Here is a 16,466-nt window from a genome sequence, read left to right as displayed (position 1 = left end):
TCGAAGAAATCAGCCGCGGCCGCCCGGATCACCCCCTCGCACGCATCATTGCCCCGCATCGCCTCCTCGAGCGCGTCAAACGACCTGGTCGGCTTTGCATCCTCGCCCTCGAGCGGTTCGAGCGATCCTTCGGCAATCAGCGTCTGGACGGTGACGAGCGACCTTTCATCCTCATGATCCGGCGAGGTGCGGACATGCAGGATCACCCCCTCAATGAAGGTGCGGGCGCTTTCGTCCCAATGCGGGTCTTTGTCCGCCTTTACGACGAGCGCGTCAGCAATGAGCGACGCATCTTCGACAAGCAATTCCTCCCGCATCAGGGCGATCGGATTGAAGGAAGCCCAGAAGCGTTGCGCGTTACCCTTGGCGATCTTGAACGGATCCAGGACGTAGACGGACTGGTTTAGCCCCTCACTCCGTTGCCGCGCCGTGATGGTGGCAAGCTCCCCCTTCGGATCGGTCGCCAGCACCGAGCCGGGATAGAGCAGCATGTTCGGGACAATGGCCGCCCTGCCCTTGCCTGCCCTGGAGCCAGCGACCGTGACCATGTGGCGGTCATCATTCAGCCCGAGGACATGCCCGCCCGAGACATGGCGTCTACGCGGCTCTTTCGCGTTCGCCATGGTGCCATTGACCACGCCGAGGAAGATGGAGCCGGCTTGATAAGCGAGGTCTGGGACGGCCGTCAGCTGGTCCGGCAGGACGAACATATCCGAAGGCGGCTTGAAGCCGGTCGGGTCGTCATCCTGGAACGCTCTGGCCGGGTCTCCGCGTGGAAGGTCGGCCAGGATATCAACAGGATTATCGGCAGCAGTCTCGGCAGCATTCTCGACTGGCGCCGCTTGAGAGGGCGTATCCTTCTGCCACCACGCCATGAACCGCTTCCCGACAGCCAGGCACACATCCTGGGTCAGTTACAAACGGCAACGCAACTATGATGGTCGCAAAATGATACGAATTCGCAAAAACTACAGATTGCTCAGACGACCGTCTCCGTCTTCCCTCGCAGACGAGCCACATCGCTAGAACCCGGCTCCAAGCCCCAAACCCGCCACGCTTCACCAACAACCAGGCGTAAAGCTACTGAGGCCTTTGCCGGCGAAATGTTGAAGTAAGAGGCGACAGCCTGCACCGCCGCCGCATCACTGGACGCTTCCGCCCATAGCTGCGCGATCCTCTCGGCTTTCTCAGCTCTGTCCGACCTCATGAGGATATCGTCTCGACCGTTCCGCGTGCCCGCGCCATCCGTCCCAGCTTGGGCCGGTCCAGTTCGTTGAGCACAGCCTGCCACTCCTCGGCCGGTTTGCGCTCCCACCACAGGCGGAAGCCGGTCAGCTTGCCGCGCATCAAGCCCCCTTCCCGCAATGGATGAATCTCGACGTTGAAATCCGAGAGCGCGTTGACCTCAGCGACGGCCGGCGTCAGCACCTTCTGCTTGAGCTGGGGAAAGCCGGGATACTGACCCTTCTCGACGCCCAGCAGCGCCCGGAAGTCCTCGACCGTGAAAACCTGCTCATCGACGCGCAGATTGGCCCTCAGACAGACCGCCTCGTAGAGCGCCAGGGCGTATTTCGAGGTGAAGGAGAACATCACCCAGGCCTTGATGCGTCCCCAGTAGCGGCTGTCCTTGATGATGTCCCGCAAGCCTTCCGGGAAGCTGTAGACCAGCATGGCCTTCGGGCTGGCCTCGTCGATCACCTGGGTTGTCGGGCCGAGAAGCTGGGTCTTGTAGATGGCAGGCTCGCCGTTGAGCGTGGCAGGAATCTCAACGAGCGTCGTCATCAGGGTCGAGACGCTATCCGCCACCCTCTCGCCCCCCTTGTGATGCGGGCCGCGCAGCTTGGCGATGGCAATAGTGTGGGTCTTGGCTTCCCCGATCTCCGACCAGGCATTCTCGATCAGAAGATTGAACACGCGACGGTCCTGCAAAGACAGGTCCGCACCTGCCCGCATATCAACCAGCTCGCCCGGTTTTACGAAGCCTTCCACATTGGTTTTTTGCGCGACAGCAAGACTCATCACGGAACCGTGCATAATAACGTAACGCGGGTCAAGAGTTACGTTATCTTGCGTCACGAGAGACCCCCCCAATCCGTTATGATGGGTCCCCCCATCGGTTACGATCCCCTCCCCCCATCGGTTACGATAGGCCCCCCAAACGTTATGATAGGCGCTCGCAAACGGCTGATTCCAGCGGGTTTGCCGCTCCTGAATCTTAGAACTTAAGAATCAGAATTTAGAAAAGAGGCGCAGGCTGTGGAAAACCGCCCCGCTCCCCCTCCCCCGATCGGTTACGATAAGGGCGCGTCCCGGGAGGACCAGGCTCTAGTCGGCTGAGCCTCCCCGAGCCGGTAAAACCGTCTCGGCCATCCGGTGACGATCCCTCGCGCGAAGTAGCGGGAAGCGGACAGCCCTGACGGGCTGAACCATGTTTAGGCGCGCCTGACGGCACGCAAGGAAGGAAGGGCAGCCCTCCCGACCTACAGACAGCATAACTCCGCGTGCCCAGCTCTCTCAAAGGGTGGGTCCTCGCCATGCTCGACTGCAAAGGTGCAGTCTGCGCGTGGCTCCGGTCCCGGCCTTTGGCCGCCTTTGACAGAGCTGGGCACGCTCCGTTCTTGATGGATTGTAGGGACGGGACGAGGAACAGGGCTTTTACGGTCCGAACAAGGAACATGGCCTAGGGAAGAAACAGGCAGGCGGCCGATGTGAATTCGGCTGGCAGAGTCACGGGACTTGTAATTTATTGCAAAAATGGTATATTGTAGTATGAACTGGCGCGTTGAATATCTGGACGAGGACGTAAAACAGGCGCTTGAAGCCATGCCGCAGGATATCCGAGCGGCGTTTCAGCGGATCGTGGAAATGATCGGCAGTTATGGCTTGGAGAGGATGCGCGAACCTTATGTAAAGCATCTGCAAGGCCCGATTTGGGAGATGCGGATGAAGGGAAAAGACGGCATCGCCCGCGCCTGCTACGTCACCGCAACAGGCAAGCGTGTCGTCATTGTGCATGTGTTTCCAAAGAAAACGCAGAAAACACCGCGCCGCGAGATAGAAACAGCACTTCGCCGTGCGAAGGAGGTAGAATGACCCGCAAATATATTCCGGTCGAGGAGTCTTTCGAGGCTTGGAAGAAAGACCCGTCTTTCCTGGCGGCCTATGATGCTTTGGAAGAGGAATTTACCCTCGCATCCGCTTTAATCGATGCACGCGCCAAGGCAAACATGACGCAGGAACAGGTAGCGGCCGCCATGGGAACCACCCAGGCCGTCATTGCCCGGCTGGAGAGCGGCCGGAACATGCCCTCGACCCGCACCCTTGAACGCTTCGCTAAGGCAACCGGCACCCGACTGCGGATCAGCTTCGAGACTCACAAGCCCGCTTAGCCAGATTCTGACCCGTACAGCCGCTTGTCCGGGTTTGGCTATGGAAGGGCCGGCAACTGGCTTGACCGCATCACAGCCTCAAAAATCACGGCTTAGCGGCGCGATTGACCCAGGCTCCCCCCTCCCCTCACCTTGCCGACGCTGTTTCATGCAACCGTTTCCTGTGGATAGGCTGTTATATCAGGGTGTTACATCATATCGTTGCTGGTACAGTTGCACGGAACACTAATGAAACGATATGGAACGGGCATGTATTACACCCTTGGAGAAGCGGCAAAGGCAACAGGCATCAGTAAGGCGACCATCAGTAGAGCATTGAAAAGCGGCAAGATATCGTTCGTGTCTCACGAGAACAGCTCTTACCAGATCGACCCGGCTGAGCTGCATAGGGTGTATCCTGCCGTTTCAAGAAACAGTAGCACGCAACCCCATATGGAACGATCTGTAACGCCTGAAACAGTAGCAGAAACAGGGGGGTTACAGCGTGAACTTGACCTGTTGCGCGAGGAACGGGAGCGGGAACGAACCCTGCTTACCGGGCAGATCGAGGATTTGAAGCGCGACCGGGACGATTTGCGGGGAGAGCGCGACCGGCTTCTAGGCGTCATCGAGGAGCAGGCCGCTAGCGTGAAGCTCCTGACCCATGAGAAGGCGGTTCCGGAGCCGATCATCACGCCGGCACCGCCACCAGCAGCACCATCACCACCCGAGCCGGAACCACAGCTCAAGGGAGGCCGGTTATCGCGCGCCTGGGCAGTGCTGAGAGGACGAGGCTAGATCCCCGGAGCTGCATCGACAGCCGGGAAGGGCAGGGCGAAAACGGAGAAGGCCCCGGCATCACTGCCAGAGCCTTCCGGGTTATCCCCGTGCACGGTCATCGGCATCCCTGCCTGTACCGTACGATATCGTACCCTGGATCATCCTTGTGCTGCAAATATCCCGGGGGTGAATGGCCGTCAGGCCAGAGGGGGCAGAGCCCCCTCGCTTGCTACAGGTTGGCCCCGTTTCAGTGTTTCATGACCTGGCGCAAGAAGTTGTGGAAAACCCTAAGTTGTTAGCGATATCGTTCCGCCCGTGTTCGGTAGCAAGCTAGTGTTTTGTTGCCACAAAACGCTTGGTCAGGGGGCACCCCCGACACCCCGCGAGGGCCCGGCCCGCCTCCCGGCGGACCGGATCAGGGGGACGCCCCCTGAAACCCCGTAACAGTGGCAGGTAGGAGGGACAGATTGAGTGAGAAGCGCTCCATTTCCCCCAGGCTGCCAGGCCGTCCCCGGACGGACGGGCAACGGCGTAACGGGTTGCTGCGTGTCCGTGTAACCCCTGCCGAGGCGTCAGAGATCGAGGCCAGGGCATCGGCCGCCGGTCTCAGCCTGTCCGAATTTCTGCGCCAGTCTGCCCGTGCCGTCCGCCTGCCGGCCGTGCGGAAAGCGGCCTTCGACCCCGTAGCCCTGCACCACCTGGCCTTGCTGGGTTCGAACGTGAACCAGATTGCCCGCGTCCTGAATACGACCGGAGACACCAGCCGCGCCGAGGGCTTGGACGAGCTGGCGGCCGATATCCGCGCCTTCCTCGATCGGGCGCGGGCCGATGTATGCTGACTTCCGGCGATCCACGAGCGGAACCGGAACCTCATTCAAAGGCGCTCTTGCCTATTATCTGAATGATAAAGGGGAGGGGGCAGAGCACCCGACCACGGATAAGCGCGTCGATGTGCTGGAATTGCGGAACCTGGCGACCAATAACGCGCGGCACGCCTGGTTCGAGATGATGAACACGGCCGAGGCATCGGCCGCGCTCAAAGAGGCCGCCGGCATCTCGAAAGGCGGGCGCCAGGGAACGAAGCCGGTATTCACCTATTACCTAGCATGGCACGAGAGCGAGCGACCGAGCCGCGCCGACATGCTCGACGCGGCCCGGTCTACCTTGAAGCTGCTAAAGATAGAGGATCACCAGGCGCTCATTGTGTCGCATACCGATACGGATAGTTCGCACGTCCATATCATCGTCAATCGCGTCAACCCGCAGAGCGGCCTTTATGCCGGCCTGTCCAATAGCTGGAAGTCCCTGAAACAATGGGCGATCGACTATAGCAAGGAGCACGGGACGAACTGGCACGTCCCGCTTGAGCAGGCGAAACAGGCGAAACAGCAGCAGACCAGCCGGCAGGCCAGTTTCAACGCAGCTGTAAAGGCACAGAGGCCGGCAGCGTCCCCCGATCGATCGACGGCCGCCAAGCCCGCGAAAACGAGCCGCCCGGAATGGCACGCCCGCAAAGTGGCAGGCAATGACAACCGGCAGGCGAGGGAAGCGGCAGCGGTCAAGCTCCGGGAGGAGTTGGCCGCCCGTTGGCAGGCGGTGAAGAAGGCCGAGGAGCAGGGGAACGCGCAACGAACCGCCGAGCTTGACCGGCTGACAGAGGACAGGAAGGCGCAGCGGGCGGCGATCTATCAGAAATTCCGCGAGGCGCAGAACGCGATATGGACACCTCAGCCACGGCAGCCGGCACCCATCCGCAAGTTTGACGACAGCCTGCGGCAGAAGCTTGCCCGCGCCCGCTCACAGTTCGAGAAGCGGGAGCGCGGTTTATTCGGCCGCCTGGCTAATGCCCGCAGGCTAGCCAGGGGGGAATCTCTTCTGACCATTGCCCGGCTGGCGCTCAATGAGACCGCACGCCGGCAGCGTTTCGACTTGGCACAGCGTAAGGCCGCCAGTGGCGACCGATGGGGGAAGGATCTTCGCCAGGGCCAGGCCGTCCCGCGAGAGAGCAGGCGCGACCGTGCCGAACGCCTGAAAACCATGCGATCGGCAGAGCTGGCGACGTTCGACCGCGAGACGCAGCAGCTCCGTACCGCGCTCCTCGATCGACATTGGGAGCAGGTGGAGAACAGCCGGACAATCAGGTCGCAGCTATCAGCCGAGGGCAAGGAGGCATGGAGCAAGCACGCCGCCGCCTATGCCCGCCCGCCCGATCGCCAGCAGGAGACGGCCGGGAAGCAGAAGGCCGCCCCTACAGGACGCGAGGAACAGGCATCAGACCGCTTCGGCCGCAGCCGCGACCGCAAGCCGCGCCAGCCACGCGCCGAGCGCCAGGAAAGGGCAGGGGAGGCCACAGAGGGGAGAAGCGAGGCCGCCGGCCGCAAGACGGCCGCACAGCCCCCCCAGCAGGCGACTAAGCCGAAATCCACCCTATCGAGCGAGGCGAGCCGCGCCTGGACACCGGAAAGGCGTCAGGCTTTAGCGGAAATCCGTGCGAAAAGAGCGGCCGAGCGTGCTGACACCCGAAACTACGACCAGGGGCGCGGCCGGGACTGACAGGCGGGCCGAGAACGGCCCGAGCAATGACCGATTTTCGTTCCAGAGGGAGAATCCCGGATGGTCGGAAAGAGCGGAAACCCGCCGCCGCCTTCGATTGCCCCGTCATTTAACTCCATAGCTGAAACCGAGCTGCGCCGCCGCTTCACGACCGAAGCGGCCTTCAAGGAGGCGCTGACCGCCCTTAGCAGAGAGCAGAAGCTTATTGCCGAGGCGAAAAGCCACCTCGATAGAACCATCGAGAAGCAGCGCGACAAGCCGCGCTTTATCCTCAACATCCCGTTCATAACGACAGCCGGCAGAGTTCCAGCCCTCACCAGGCGCAACAGCGTGCCTAAGCCGGCACAGGCGATTTATCAGCGGCGCGTTGAGAAGATCGTCACTGCCCGGGAAGCCGTCCTCCTCGATATTGAGAAGCGGCAGCGTGCCGAGAAGGTCAAAGCGACATTCTCCGAAGCCGCGAGGACAGGAAGGGATGAGCAGAGCCGGGTAACCTACCGGTTCCACGACGCCGCCCTAGACCGTCCCGGATTACGGCCGGGAGCAGCGAAAGAAGCGTTCCGAAAAGGAGTAGAGAGGGCGCGGCCGACAGCGGAACACCTCGAAGGGATGGAGGCGTCAGAAGCAGCGGCACTATCGACCGCGCCGACCGCGCCACAGCCGACCCAGGAGTTCAGCGCGGCCGTGAACGCTTCAGAGTGGACACCGGGACGGCTGCAAGCCTTGGCGGAAATCAGGGAAAAGCGAGCGGCCGAAAGAGAGGCATACACCCGAGACGAACCGGGGCAGGGGAGGGAGCTGTAAATCTGTCTTAACGTTCCAGGAAAGCAATATTCTACATGCCCTGGCGCGGCTATGACGAATATCCGTGCATATACGGTTTGTTCTATTTTAGTGTCGCTTGCCCGTCCTCAACAGCGTTCGTTTTCCATGTCAGAATTCCATCAAAATCGCCTTCCTTCCGGCTTTGCCGCAGCTGTCCAAAACAGAGAACAGGCCCACGTCGCCCTGATCGAGCAACAGGATCACGAGTTCGCCCAGGCACATGATGGTAGCGGCCGCAGCGAGGAGATGCCGGCCGACCTGGCGCAGCGTCACCGGGAGCAGTGGCAGGAGTTCGAGCGGCGCTATCCAGTGCCAAACCCCGTTTCGTAAAATGCAGGCCCATCATAGCCATGTACCAAAAATTGGTATATGATAGGGAGCAGGAAGGAGGGCCAGCCATGCCTCGGAACACGTCAATCTCTTTAGGCGACCATTTCGCCAGCTTCATTGACCGCCAAGTGCAAGGTGGCCGCTACGGTTCCGCAAGCGACGTGATGCGGGCCGGTCTGCGACTGCTCGAGGAGCAGGAAGCCAAACTTGAGGCGCTTCGCGCAGCGCTGATCGAGGGCGAGGAATCCGGCCCTTCGATCCCTTTCGACTTCGACGCCTTCATAGCTCGCAAGCGTCAGCCGAAGCTTGAATGACCCGCTTCATCCTATCACCGGCCGCTCAAGCCGACATCGAGGGCATCTGGGACTACACGGCCGAGAGATGGGACCAGGCCCAGGCAGAGCACTACGTACTGGCAATCCGCGACGCCTGCCATGAGTTGGCGGCCGGCACTAGGAGGAGCCGCCCAGCCGACGAGATCCGTGCCGGATACCGCAAGGCAGCGGTAGGCTCACACGTCCTGTTCTTCCGCATTATGGATGATGGGAGGCTCGATATCGTCCGAGTGCTACATCAACGCATGGACGTGTCGAGCCATCTCTAACGCTTAAAAAATGAATGGGAAGAATATGGCTAAAAACGCTGCACTGCTCAAAGATCTTTCCATTAGAGTCGACGGTCTGCGCAGAGCAATGGATGCTGTGATTGGCGGAACTACGCCAGACCATGGAAAATGGGGGGCCTTCAAGAGTTATGCGCGCGCCTACAATGGGTTCGTTCAAAAATATGCAGAGATAACCCGAGATAGTTCCTTAAGTAGCTATAATCTCGATAATATAAGAGGTTCTGGTGACACAGTCTGGCCGGTTCAGAAAGAAATATTCGACATGGTCTATGCGGATGTTCTTATCCTTGGAAGTTTGCTGTCGGCATATGCTTTTGAAGATGACATATCAAAATCGGAAATCCAGGACTTAATCACTGCAAACTTGAGAAAAGTAATATTCTCTAAACCAGAAAGAGAACTAGACGTCCAAAATGCCATAGAAACGCTCCTAGTGGGAAGAGGTTATCAAAAGGGCATAACTTACGATCGAGAGGCGGGAAAAGTGAAGTTTTCCGGAAAAGAATTTATCCCCGATTTTGTATTTCCTAACGTGCAAACAGCTATGGAAGTGAAGTTGATCAGAGAAAAGTCTGGAATATCGAAGTGTGTAGAAGAAATGAGTGCTGACATAGCTGCATACCTCTCAGTATACAAAACAATAATTTTCTGTGTTTACGATTTAGGTGAGATCAGAGATGTGAACGAATTCCAGGCAGGCTTTCAAAGTCAAAGCGGTGTTAGAATCTGCACAGTAAAACATTAAGATGAACGCTTTTGCCTGGAAGCTATAGACCGTCACAAACTAAGGTAAGGCAATTATGCGGGGGAGTTCAAGTCGCGCCACATTTCACGGGCACTAGAAGTCCTAAACATAGAGTGTCGGCGGAGAGATTTTTCCAGGGCATTCCGGAACGGGTGAGGTAGTTGAAGAGCCAGCTGCCTAGGAACTCCCGTTAGGATTTCATCTCTTGTAAAAATCAGTTCCTTGTTGTGCAAAAGTTGTAGAAAAAACAACCCACAATGATAGATATCGAAGTTCGCCAGGAGGTCTGCCGCTTAAAGAGCCTGAGTGCAACAGTTGGCTACGGTCGGAAGCGCAGTCAGGCTGTGCTTCCGACCTAGCTTTTATCTGGCTGCACAGGCGGGGATTGAGTGATAACTGCCAATATGGAATTCGTGCTTGGCACGGCCAAGACGCCCATGCCAGCAAGGCCGCAGCAGCAACCCAGAGACCGCTCCCTTGGTGGCGCTATCACCGGCCCGTGCTGCCCCCTGAGGCACTAGCTTCCTGCGTTGTCGAACGGCGTTCGCGGAAGGAGTTCAATGCTTCAACCATTTTTTCGAACAGTATAAGTTCGTCACGTTGTAGCTTTCGTGTCTCGAGCATCTCTGTCGTCTCATCCTTCCCAAGCCGTCCGGCGGTAGAGTAGATGGACATAGCTTTAAGAACATCTGCTGTAGCAGTTGATGTTGGGTTTTCCGAGAACATATATAAGATTATCAGGCTTTCTTCCCTATGCCGTCGGACAGCATCGTAATATCGAAAATCATCCATGGCGGCCCGATACTGGCGCAGAAAAAATATAGCAACAAATTCAACGAAAAAAAGGACGCCAAATCCAGGAATGAGGTCTAAAAGATGGTTAAGGGTGCTATCGTTTCGCTCAATTGACACTGTTCTGAAGTAGAAAATTCCAATGCCGAGTAGGGCAATGAATGCGCCGGCCATAAGATAAACGCCTGCCCTTGTGTAGATTTGATTGGCTACGCGGGTAGAATCTCGTGCGAACTCCTCTAGAAGTTTCCGGGGATCAATTCTAACAGATCTTTCGGTGACGCCAACATTATCAGGCGCAACAACGATCCCCCTCGATTTTTGAATCAAAATATCGCTGCTGAGGAAAGGAGGAGTTTTCCTAACATCACGGGCCGCCAAAACAATTGCAGCAAATGGGTATGCTCCGAAAATCTTTCTGCTAAACGATGGGATAGTCAAAATGATTGTGGATGTAAAAAAAGCAGAAACTATCCTCTCGAAACTAATATATCCTATAAGAATATAGGGAAACATAGATAGGATTGGAACTATACTAAGTAGTACCCAAATGTATAGTTCTCCCGAACGTGGCTTCTTTAAAGGAAGTTCTCGTTCATTTGCATGCAAACGCGCCTCTTCTTCAGCGCTAGAAGTGGTATCGCGAGGCGATGCTTGAGCAGGATCGGCTTCAGAATTCATGGCGCCATTGATCATCAGTGTATATGCGGTCGCAAGTACCCATCCTGAACTACGATTGATGCAAAAATCAAGACTTCTGCAAACACAGCTGGACCCATTGCCTTCAATGGGTTACGCTTTGCAGAAGATATGACCGAAATAAACCAGCAAAACCGCATCATCGGATATGCCCGCGTCAGCACATACGGGCAGACGCTCGACGCCCAGCTTGAGCAGCTGAAGGCGGCAGGGTGTGCGTTAGCGTACAAAGAGAAGGCGTCAGGCGCGAAGGCCGAGCGCCGCGAGCTGCAAAGGATGCTGAAAGCCCTGGCTCCTGGTGACGTGGTGACAGTCACACGCATTGACCGCCTGGCCCGCTCGACGTTCGACCTGTTCTCGATCGTCAAGCGCATCACTGATGCAGGCGGGCAGTTCCGGTCACTGGCTGAGCCATGGGCCGACAGCTCGACCAGCACCGGGCGGCTAATGCTGGCCGTCCTGGGAGGGCTGGCAGACGTGGAGCGTGACCTTATCAGGACGCGCACAGCAGAGGGCAGGAGCCGCGCCAAGGGCCGAGGACAGCATATGGGCCGACCCTCATCCTTGACCGTCCAGCAGGCCGCAGAGGCCCGGCAGAGGCGGCAGGATGGAGCGACGCTGCAAGAGCTGGCTGACAGCTATAACGTCAGCAAGGCGACCATCAGCAGAGTTACGAAGATAGCCGCTAGTCAGGAAGGACTTGTTTAGCGAAACTTCCTCGGAACCGATTCGGTTTGGCATCGCAAGTTGCCGCTAGAGGCTTTTATCCATATTGATAAATTATCAGACACTTAGGAAGCGATCCAACCTATAAGATAGGAACAAAGTTTATGGCTTACCGTAATAAAACTTATATCGCTTTCGATGGCGATGAAGATATGCACTACTATCGGCTAATGACCGCTTGGAAAGCTCATGATGGGTTTTCTATGAACTTTCATAATGCTCATGATCTTAACACAGCGCGTGATAGTAGTCTGGAAGAAAGTATCAAAAAACAACTGCGGGAGCGTTTTGCTAATTCGAAACTTTTGATCGTGCTTATTGGTGAGAAAACTCGATACTTAACTAAGTTCGTTAAGTGGGAAATGGAAGTAGCTTTAAAACTTGATCTTCCGATTGTAGGCGTTAATCTCAACGGTAGCAGGAAAAAGGACGCTCGTTGCCCCCCTACAATTCGAGAGGAGTTGGCAATTTACGTTCCTTTCGAGCACGATATAATTGAATACGCAATGGATCATTGGCCAGATTCCCACAAGAAACACAAAAATAACGGGAACACAGGAGCATATTTCTATAAAGACGAAACATACGAAAAGATAAGTAAATGAAGTACTTTCTAGATTCTATTAGGACTTTATCATACTGGAAGTATGCTTTATTTTCTGCTGAGGCTGTAGCTAAAATACTTACAGTTGTTGGTACTCTCTATCTATTTGTTGAACTCCTAGATACATTCAAGATATATAAGAAAGATGATTATCATAGTTATGCTTTGCTAATAATGCTTGGAATTTCAATTGTCTACGTCTTGCTTAACAGGAGGCCAGTGAGCCGCGTCAGATACAAAGCTCCAAAAAAGGACCTGACATTCGAAGTTTTAATTGGTGATCTTTTCGAGATGCCCGGAGAGATTATCATAAGCTCGAATTCCACGTTCGACACGGATATTGCCAGCGGCTTGATTTCCTCCGAGAGCTTACAAGGGCAGTTCGCGTTGAAAGTTTTCAATGGTCAGACTGCTGAAATTGACCGCCAAATTGAAGCGTCTTTGTCAGGAGAAAGCTTTACAGTTAACAATACACGGCCAGGCAAAAAGAAGGAATATCCTATAGGAACTGTTGCCCGGATCGATGCAAACGGGAAGCACTTCTATCTTCTCGCAATGGCTCATATGATGCCGACCCGCAACGCTTATTCAGACCCTCGTATTCTCGATGAAGCCCTCGAAGGATTATGGAAAAACATGGCTGCTAAAGGAGAGCGTGGAGATATCGCTATGCCTTTGGTAGGCACAGGTCGCGGGCGGGTTGCGATACCTCGCAAAAAAATCGTTGAAAAAATTGCGCAATCATTCGCAGACGCTTCTCAGCAAACCATTTTTTCTAACAAATTAACGATTGTATCGCGGCCTGAGGATGCAGCCCGCTTCTCACTAAATCTTTTCCAGATTCGAGATTACCTGAGCCAAAGTCTGCATATTTGAACTAGAGGGCTAGGCGCAGATTTATTTCCCTGGCCCGGTTGGCTTCAGGTCCGCAATATTCGGCTCAGCCGATCGTGTGCGATCGAGATCCGTCCTACTTCCGACGGCACTTGCCCCCGGCCCGTCCGTCACCCGCCCATATGATCCTTCATGGACGCGTCTAGCTACAGACCGGCACGCCTCGTCAGGCAGCTTGTCCAGGGTCTCGAACGCGGCACGGAATAGAGCCTCTGTCACTGCCCGCCAATCCGCGCCCGTGCCATCCTTGCGGTCGTACAGCTCGACCGCATAGGAGCAGATGAAAGCAGCAGCGGCCGCAGTATCAGCCGGTGGTTTGGGGGGAGAAGCTTTGAACGGGCGCTTTGCCATCAATCTACTAGATGATAATCGAAGATCCCCGAATTATTGAATTGCCGATCGCTGAAAAGCCAGCATTAAAACGGTATGTCGGCACCTGGATCGCTAATCGTCATCATCGTCGCTTGCGTCATCATGCGCCGCAAGGCCGGAATCCCCTGAATCGTGGTCATGCAAAGCCTTCTCGATCGCGGTCCGGACCTTTCGAATGACGGCATAATCACCGATAAAGGCGACCTCAGAGAGCGCTTTCGTCGTGACCATCAAGATGCCAATGCGGTATGTCAAATAAGCAGGTGCGCCCAAGGCGAGCAGGATAAGAGCGTTTACGAACACGCCCGGCTTTATGAAGGTGACGATGAAAAACCAGATAAGGATGCAGAGCGCCAGAGTGATAAAGAACGGATCACGCCGCACAGAAACCTTCTCAATGCGGTTAGTGCGATAGGTTTTCCAGGGGGAACGCGCCTGGACAGACGAAATCAGAAACCGCCTATCCTTGTAATATATCTTTGCCCCGGCCCTAATTGCAGTTTCTGACATTAATCTGCCTTTCTTCAAGGAAACTGCCCATGTCCGGATGGTACGGGACGAAACCAAAGCTTGCGGTGTAAAGAGCGAATTCGAATTTATTAGCAGTGGCCGCCCGCCTAACGGCCGTCACCATGCATTGTAATCTAGCTCGGATATCCGGCGGCACCTCTTGCACTTGGCCTACCTGCCTCGTTAGAGCAAGGTAATTTCTCTCTAGGACGTAGTCGCTCAAAAACAGGTAGTGCAGTCCGTACCAAAAGAGGCAGGCAACGATAATTGAAAGCATCCAGTCGGGCAGGATGCGAAAGATTGCCTCGAACATGGCGGCGCGCCCTCACCGTTCGTTTTCTTGGTCGTCACGCTCAATGCGACGGCGGCGAGGCTTGGCCTTTTCCTCCTCACTAGGCTGTTGCCGCCTCGCCTCTTCTTCCCTTTGCTGGGCGGGGCCTGGTGAGTTGGATTTGCCGTGGAAGGCACAGGCCCCCATGGCGTAAGGGCTGTCACTCGTGCAGACGCAGTAAATTGCCCCCGCATAGCCCGAGGCGAGCATGTCGGGGCCGTCCTCGAACAGCCAGGTCGTCGGCACCGCATCGGGCACATGATCGAGACGGCCGGCCGTCACATGCTGCGTGCGGCCGTCAGGGTCAGGCCGCTCGATCAACACCTCCCCTGGTGCCAGCTCGAAATGCCGGTGCGCCAGGTGCAGGGCGAAGCGGCCGAGCTTGCCGTGACGCGCCAGAACCGCGCGCAGCTCGACCATGCAGGCATGGTCGCTGTCATCGAGCGGCGCGGTCTCGTGCAGCTCTGGCAGGCAGGCCCATTGCATGGGCTGAATGACTAGCCGGTTCGACGTGTCAGTCATCGCGCGACGTTCCTCCTGGCCGGTGCGTCCGAAAATGGACTCCATGAAATCGGGAAAAGGCGAATGACGGGACAATCACCGTTATTGTTGCGCTGCCAGCCTTCCAGGCCGAGATAATCGCAACGCGAATAATACATGCACCGGCCTACCGTACCCGTGCACTGGTATTCTATGAGGACATGCGGCGTGCCAAAGACCACGCTGAAAACGAGCATCCCGACCAGGACGATAAGCGTTTTCACGGGTCAGAACTCCACCATATGCGCGGTTGCCCGCATGGTCGGATTGACGGCCGCTCTCGATTGCCGATCGACAAAGCGCAATGTCGAACTCAGCATATGGCCCCATTCGCCGCTTTCATCATCTGCGATTTCCGCTACCAGGCGATTGTGCATCCAGCCCTCCCCGGTATCGATGAAAACCTCTGTGCTGAATTGGTAGATAGCCCAGCCGCTCTTGCCCTGCGGCCCTTGCTGCGTCCTCATTTCGGACGCAGCTCTGCGGTGCCGATCGCTGCGGAACTGGCGCGCTATGTCCGAGCGAATGACATGCTCGCCCCAGCTAATCCGCCCGCCCTCAAACTTGATTCGGGTTGTGGTTTTGATAAGGAACGGCATGTCTGTGAGGATGTTGCGAAGCAGGAGGAAAATGACCATCCATTCACCGAGCACCCCCGCGAAGATAAACGGGAAATTCACCTTATCTATCTGCAATAACATATAAACCGCCAGCAGCGCGGGCGGGACATGCGAAAGGAAGATCATCCGGGTAATTCGGCGCGGATCACTGTACCGCGCCACGACCTCATATGAATTTGGGCCGAGCTGATACACCGCCGGCCATTTGCCGATATCCTTCTTGAACACCCGCTCCGGTTTCGGTGCTTGGTCCGGCTTTTTGACTTGTTCCGCCATGGCTACACCTTATCGAAAAGCGCAGCGCCGTTCGGCTGGAACAGCTCGTGCTTGTCGTAATAGGCCCGCTGCAAAACGATCGGCGGCCGGCCGGCCCATATGATGAGTTGCCTCAGAAACTTGTCGTCGCGCCCGAATATTCGCGCACTCTCGGCCAGGTCGATCAGCGGATGCGTCTCGCTGCGCCAGCTTTCGCCCGTCGATCCCTGGCGGCTTTGCTGCATCGTCAGAGCGGAATCGCTGCGCGTCCTGATAGTGGTCCTCCCGCAGCGCTTGGAGATCCAATCGAGCGTCGTCAGATCATTATTGCCAAAAAACTGGACAATGCCGGCATTGCCGAGGAAGGTTTCCCATCGATCCTCATAGAGCGATTTGAGCTGTCCCAGGTCTTGCAGGATTGGCCACAACTTGACGCCGAAGCCCGCAATCTGTCCGGCCGCTTCCTCGATTTGCTTCATGCGGCCGAGGGTTGCGAATTCATCGAGCACCATAAGCACCGGGACGCCGCCGGCCGGCGGCGCGTCGCTTTCCTCCATGGCTTGCAGCGTCAGATTGATGAACAACCGAAGCCAGCGGGAACAGCTCCCGAAATGGCGAGCGGGCAGGCAAAGATAGATCGTTGTCGGCTTGGTCTTCAGCTGGTGTAGATCGACCCCTCCCCCCTGCACGACCTCTCTGATGCCCGGGAAGTTCAGAAATTTGAGGTGCCGGCGGGTGGTGGAGAGAACGGAATCGCGTTCCCTGGGTGCGCGTTCGAAGAAATCAGCCGCGGCCGCCCGGATCACCCCCTCGCACGCATCATTGCCCCGCATCGCCTCCTCGAGCGCGTCAAACGACCTGGTCGGCTTTGCATCCTCGCCCTCGAGCGGTTCGAGC

20 protein-coding genes are annotated in these 16,466 nt (G+C 56.6%); 12 read left to right on the top strand and 8 right to left on the bottom strand.

Going from position 1 to position 16,466, the window contains the following annotated elements; translation table 11 throughout:
* Both ACLIBK_RS24445 and ACLIBK_RS24440 read right to left on the bottom strand, forming a co-directional pair.
* A partial coding sequence (locus ACLIBK_RS24445) for a type IV secretory system conjugative DNA transfer family protein (protein ID WP_415389918.1) occupies positions 1–875 on the bottom strand: 875 nt, incomplete at its 3' end.
* A gap of 328 nt (positions 876–1,203) precedes the next feature.
* Entirely contained in the window at positions 1,204–2,019 is an 816-nt protein-coding gene (locus ACLIBK_RS24440) for a replication initiation protein (RefSeq protein ID WP_415389917.1), read from the bottom strand.
* Positions 2,020–2,769: 750 nt separating this feature from the next.
* Here ACLIBK_RS24440 and ACLIBK_RS24435 point away from each other — a divergent pair.
* The 6 genes from ACLIBK_RS24435 to ACLIBK_RS24410 all read left to right on the top strand — a co-directional run bounded on the left by ACLIBK_RS24435 (position 2,770) and on the right by ACLIBK_RS24410 (position 7,505).
* Complete coding sequence (locus tag ACLIBK_RS24435) at positions 2,770–3,093, top strand: type II toxin-antitoxin system RelE/ParE family toxin (RefSeq protein ID WP_415389916.1); 324 nt, start codon at positions 2,770–2,772, stop codon at positions 3,091–3,093.
* A complete protein-coding gene (locus ACLIBK_RS24430; RefSeq protein ID WP_415389915.1) occupies positions 3,090–3,389 on the top strand; it encodes a helix-turn-helix domain-containing protein in 300 nt (99 codons plus the stop codon). Before ACLIBK_RS24435 ends, ACLIBK_RS24430 begins: the two co-directional genes overlap by 4 nt.
* A gap of 249 nt (positions 3,390–3,638) precedes the next feature.
* The gene (locus ACLIBK_RS24425; protein ID WP_415389914.1) at positions 3,639–4,166 is read left to right on the top strand and encodes a helix-turn-helix domain-containing protein; all 528 of its coding nucleotides are present in this window, start codon (positions 3,639–3,641) and stop codon (positions 4,164–4,166) included.
* A gap of 449 nt (positions 4,167–4,615) precedes the next feature.
* Positions 4,616–4,987, top strand: coding sequence for a plasmid mobilization protein (locus tag ACLIBK_RS24420; protein ID WP_415389913.1), 372 nt, complete (start codon positions 4,616–4,618; stop codon positions 4,985–4,987).
* Positions 4,977–6,701: a relaxase/mobilization nuclease domain-containing protein gene (locus tag ACLIBK_RS24415; RefSeq protein WP_415389912.1), complete on the top strand. Its 1,725-nt coding sequence runs from the start codon at positions 4,977–4,979 to the stop codon at positions 6,699–6,701. The genes ACLIBK_RS24420 and ACLIBK_RS24415 overlap by 11 nt, the downstream gene beginning before the upstream one ends.
* Positions 6,702–6,761: 60 nt before the next feature.
* Positions 6,762–7,505, top strand: a complete 744-nt coding sequence (locus tag ACLIBK_RS24410) for a hypothetical protein (RefSeq protein ID WP_415389911.1) — start codon at positions 6,762–6,764, stop codon at positions 7,503–7,505.
* 129 nt (positions 7,506–7,634) lie between these two features.
* On the opposite strand, the gene ACLIBK_RS24405 is transcribed toward ACLIBK_RS24410, so the two are convergent.
* Positions 7,635–7,799, bottom strand: a complete 165-nt coding sequence (locus ACLIBK_RS24405; RefSeq protein WP_415389910.1) for a hypothetical protein — start codon at positions 7,797–7,799, stop codon at positions 7,635–7,637.
* A gap of 125 nt (positions 7,800–7,924) precedes the next feature.
* Between ACLIBK_RS24405 and ACLIBK_RS24400 the strand changes: the two genes are divergently transcribed.
* The 3 genes from ACLIBK_RS24400 to ACLIBK_RS24390 are packed head-to-tail and all read left to right on the top strand — an operon-like array spanning position 7,925 to position 9,226.
* Positions 7,925–8,170: a type II toxin-antitoxin system ParD family antitoxin gene (locus tag ACLIBK_RS24400; protein WP_415389909.1), complete on the top strand. Its 246-nt coding sequence runs from the start codon at positions 7,925–7,927 to the stop codon at positions 8,168–8,170.
* Positions 8,167–8,460: a type II toxin-antitoxin system RelE/ParE family toxin gene (locus tag ACLIBK_RS24395; RefSeq protein WP_415389908.1), complete on the top strand. Its 294-nt coding sequence runs from the start codon at positions 8,167–8,169 to the stop codon at positions 8,458–8,460. Before ACLIBK_RS24400 ends, ACLIBK_RS24395 begins: the two co-directional genes overlap by 4 nt.
* Before the next feature lie 25 nt (positions 8,461–8,485).
* Positions 8,486–9,226 carry a hypothetical protein gene (locus ACLIBK_RS24390; RefSeq protein WP_415389907.1) on the top strand — a complete coding sequence of 247 codons (741 nt, stop codon included), beginning with the start codon at positions 8,486–8,488 and terminating at the stop codon, positions 9,224–9,226.
* A 489-nt stretch (positions 9,227–9,715) separates the two neighbouring features.
* Here ACLIBK_RS24390 and ACLIBK_RS24385 read toward each other — a convergent pair whose 3' ends face one another.
* On the bottom strand, positions 9,716–10,699 hold the full coding sequence (locus ACLIBK_RS24385; protein ID WP_415389906.1) for a hypothetical protein: 984 nt from the start codon (positions 10,697–10,699) through the stop codon (positions 9,716–9,718).
* A 129-nt stretch (positions 10,700–10,828) separates the two neighbouring features.
* Here ACLIBK_RS24385 and ACLIBK_RS24380 point away from each other — a divergent pair, with 129 nt between their 5' ends.
* From ACLIBK_RS24380 to ACLIBK_RS24370, 3 genes are all read left to right on the top strand, one after another.
* Positions 10,829–11,425, top strand: coding sequence for a recombinase family protein (locus tag ACLIBK_RS24380; protein ID WP_415389905.1), 597 nt, complete (start codon positions 10,829–10,831; stop codon positions 11,423–11,425).
* A 122-nt stretch (positions 11,426–11,547) separates the two neighbouring features.
* Complete coding sequence (locus ACLIBK_RS24375; RefSeq protein ID WP_415389904.1) at positions 11,548–12,048, top strand: TIR domain-containing protein; 501 nt, start codon at positions 11,548–11,550, stop codon at positions 12,046–12,048.
* On the top strand, positions 12,045–12,923 hold the full coding sequence (locus ACLIBK_RS24370; protein ID WP_415389903.1) for a macro domain-containing protein: 879 nt from the start codon (positions 12,045–12,047) through the stop codon (positions 12,921–12,923). The genes ACLIBK_RS24375 and ACLIBK_RS24370 overlap by 4 nt, the downstream gene beginning before the upstream one ends.
* Before the next feature lie 462 nt (positions 12,924–13,385).
* Here ACLIBK_RS24370 and ACLIBK_RS24365 read toward each other — a convergent pair whose 3' ends face one another.
* The 4 genes from ACLIBK_RS24365 to ACLIBK_RS24350 all read right to left on the bottom strand — a co-directional run.
* Positions 13,386–13,823 (bottom strand): hypothetical protein, encoded by a 438-nt coding sequence (locus ACLIBK_RS24365; RefSeq protein ID WP_415389902.1) that lies wholly within the window; start codon positions 13,821–13,823, stop codon positions 13,386–13,388.
* Between the two features lie 325 nt (positions 13,824–14,148).
* Positions 14,149–14,676, bottom strand: a complete 528-nt coding sequence (locus ACLIBK_RS24360; protein WP_415389901.1) for a hypothetical protein — start codon at positions 14,674–14,676, stop codon at positions 14,149–14,151.
* A gap of 245 nt (positions 14,677–14,921) precedes the next feature.
* Positions 14,922–15,590: a hypothetical protein gene (locus ACLIBK_RS24355; protein WP_415389900.1), complete on the bottom strand. Its 669-nt coding sequence runs from the start codon at positions 15,588–15,590 to the stop codon at positions 14,922–14,924.
* 2 nt (positions 15,591–15,592) lie between these two features.
* Positions 15,593–16,466 (bottom strand): type IV secretory system conjugative DNA transfer family protein (locus tag ACLIBK_RS24350; protein WP_415389899.1); only part of this gene is annotated, 874 nt, incomplete at its 5' end.

Origin of the sequence: Roseomonas sp. BN140053, from assembly GCF_047690175.1 — a bacterium.
Classification (GTDB): Bacteria; Pseudomonadota; Alphaproteobacteria; order Acetobacterales; family Acetobacteraceae; genus Roseomonas.
This window is presented reverse-complemented; position numbering and strand designations above follow the sequence as displayed.

Coding starts and splice junctions, on each gene's coding strand:
- ACLIBK_RS24440 (WP_415389917.1), bottom strand. CDS start 2,019: ATGAGTCTTGCTGTCGCGCAAAAAACCAATGTGGAAGGCTTCGTAAAA.
- ACLIBK_RS24435 (WP_415389916.1), top strand. CDS start 2,770: ATGAACTGGCGCGTTGAATATCTGGACGAGGACGTAAAACAGGCGCTT.
- ACLIBK_RS24430 (WP_415389915.1), top strand. CDS start 3,090: ATGACCCGCAAATATATTCCGGTCGAGGAGTCTTTCGAGGCTTGGAAG.
- ACLIBK_RS24425 (WP_415389914.1), top strand. CDS start 3,639: ATGTATTACACCCTTGGAGAAGCGGCAAAGGCAACAGGCATCAGTAAG.
- ACLIBK_RS24415 (WP_415389912.1), top strand. CDS start 4,977: ATGTATGCTGACTTCCGGCGATCCACGAGCGGAACCGGAACCTCATTC.
- ACLIBK_RS24410 (WP_415389911.1), top strand. CDS start 6,762: ATGGTCGGAAAGAGCGGAAACCCGCCGCCGCCTTCGATTGCCCCGTCA.
- ACLIBK_RS24400 (WP_415389909.1), top strand. CDS start 7,925: ATGCCTCGGAACACGTCAATCTCTTTAGGCGACCATTTCGCCAGCTTC.
- ACLIBK_RS24395 (WP_415389908.1), top strand. CDS start 8,167: ATGACCCGCTTCATCCTATCACCGGCCGCTCAAGCCGACATCGAGGGC.
- ACLIBK_RS24390 (WP_415389907.1), top strand. CDS start 8,486: ATGGCTAAAAACGCTGCACTGCTCAAAGATCTTTCCATTAGAGTCGAC.
- ACLIBK_RS24385 (WP_415389906.1), bottom strand. CDS start 10,699: ATGAATTCTGAAGCCGATCCTGCTCAAGCATCGCCTCGCGATACCACT.
- ACLIBK_RS24380 (WP_415389905.1), top strand. CDS start 10,829: ATGACCGAAATAAACCAGCAAAACCGCATCATCGGATATGCCCGCGTC.
- ACLIBK_RS24375 (WP_415389904.1), top strand. CDS start 11,548: ATGGCTTACCGTAATAAAACTTATATCGCTTTCGATGGCGATGAAGAT.
- ACLIBK_RS24370 (WP_415389903.1), top strand. CDS start 12,045: ATGAAGTACTTTCTAGATTCTATTAGGACTTTATCATACTGGAAGTAT.
- ACLIBK_RS24365 (WP_415389902.1), bottom strand. CDS start 13,823: ATGTCAGAAACTGCAATTAGGGCCGGGGCAAAGATATATTACAAGGAT.
- ACLIBK_RS24360 (WP_415389901.1), bottom strand. CDS start 14,676: ATGACTGACACGTCGAACCGGCTAGTCATTCAGCCCATGCAATGGGCC.
- ACLIBK_RS24355 (WP_415389900.1), bottom strand. CDS start 15,590: ATGGCGGAACAAGTCAAAAAGCCGGACCAAGCACCGAAACCGGAGCGG.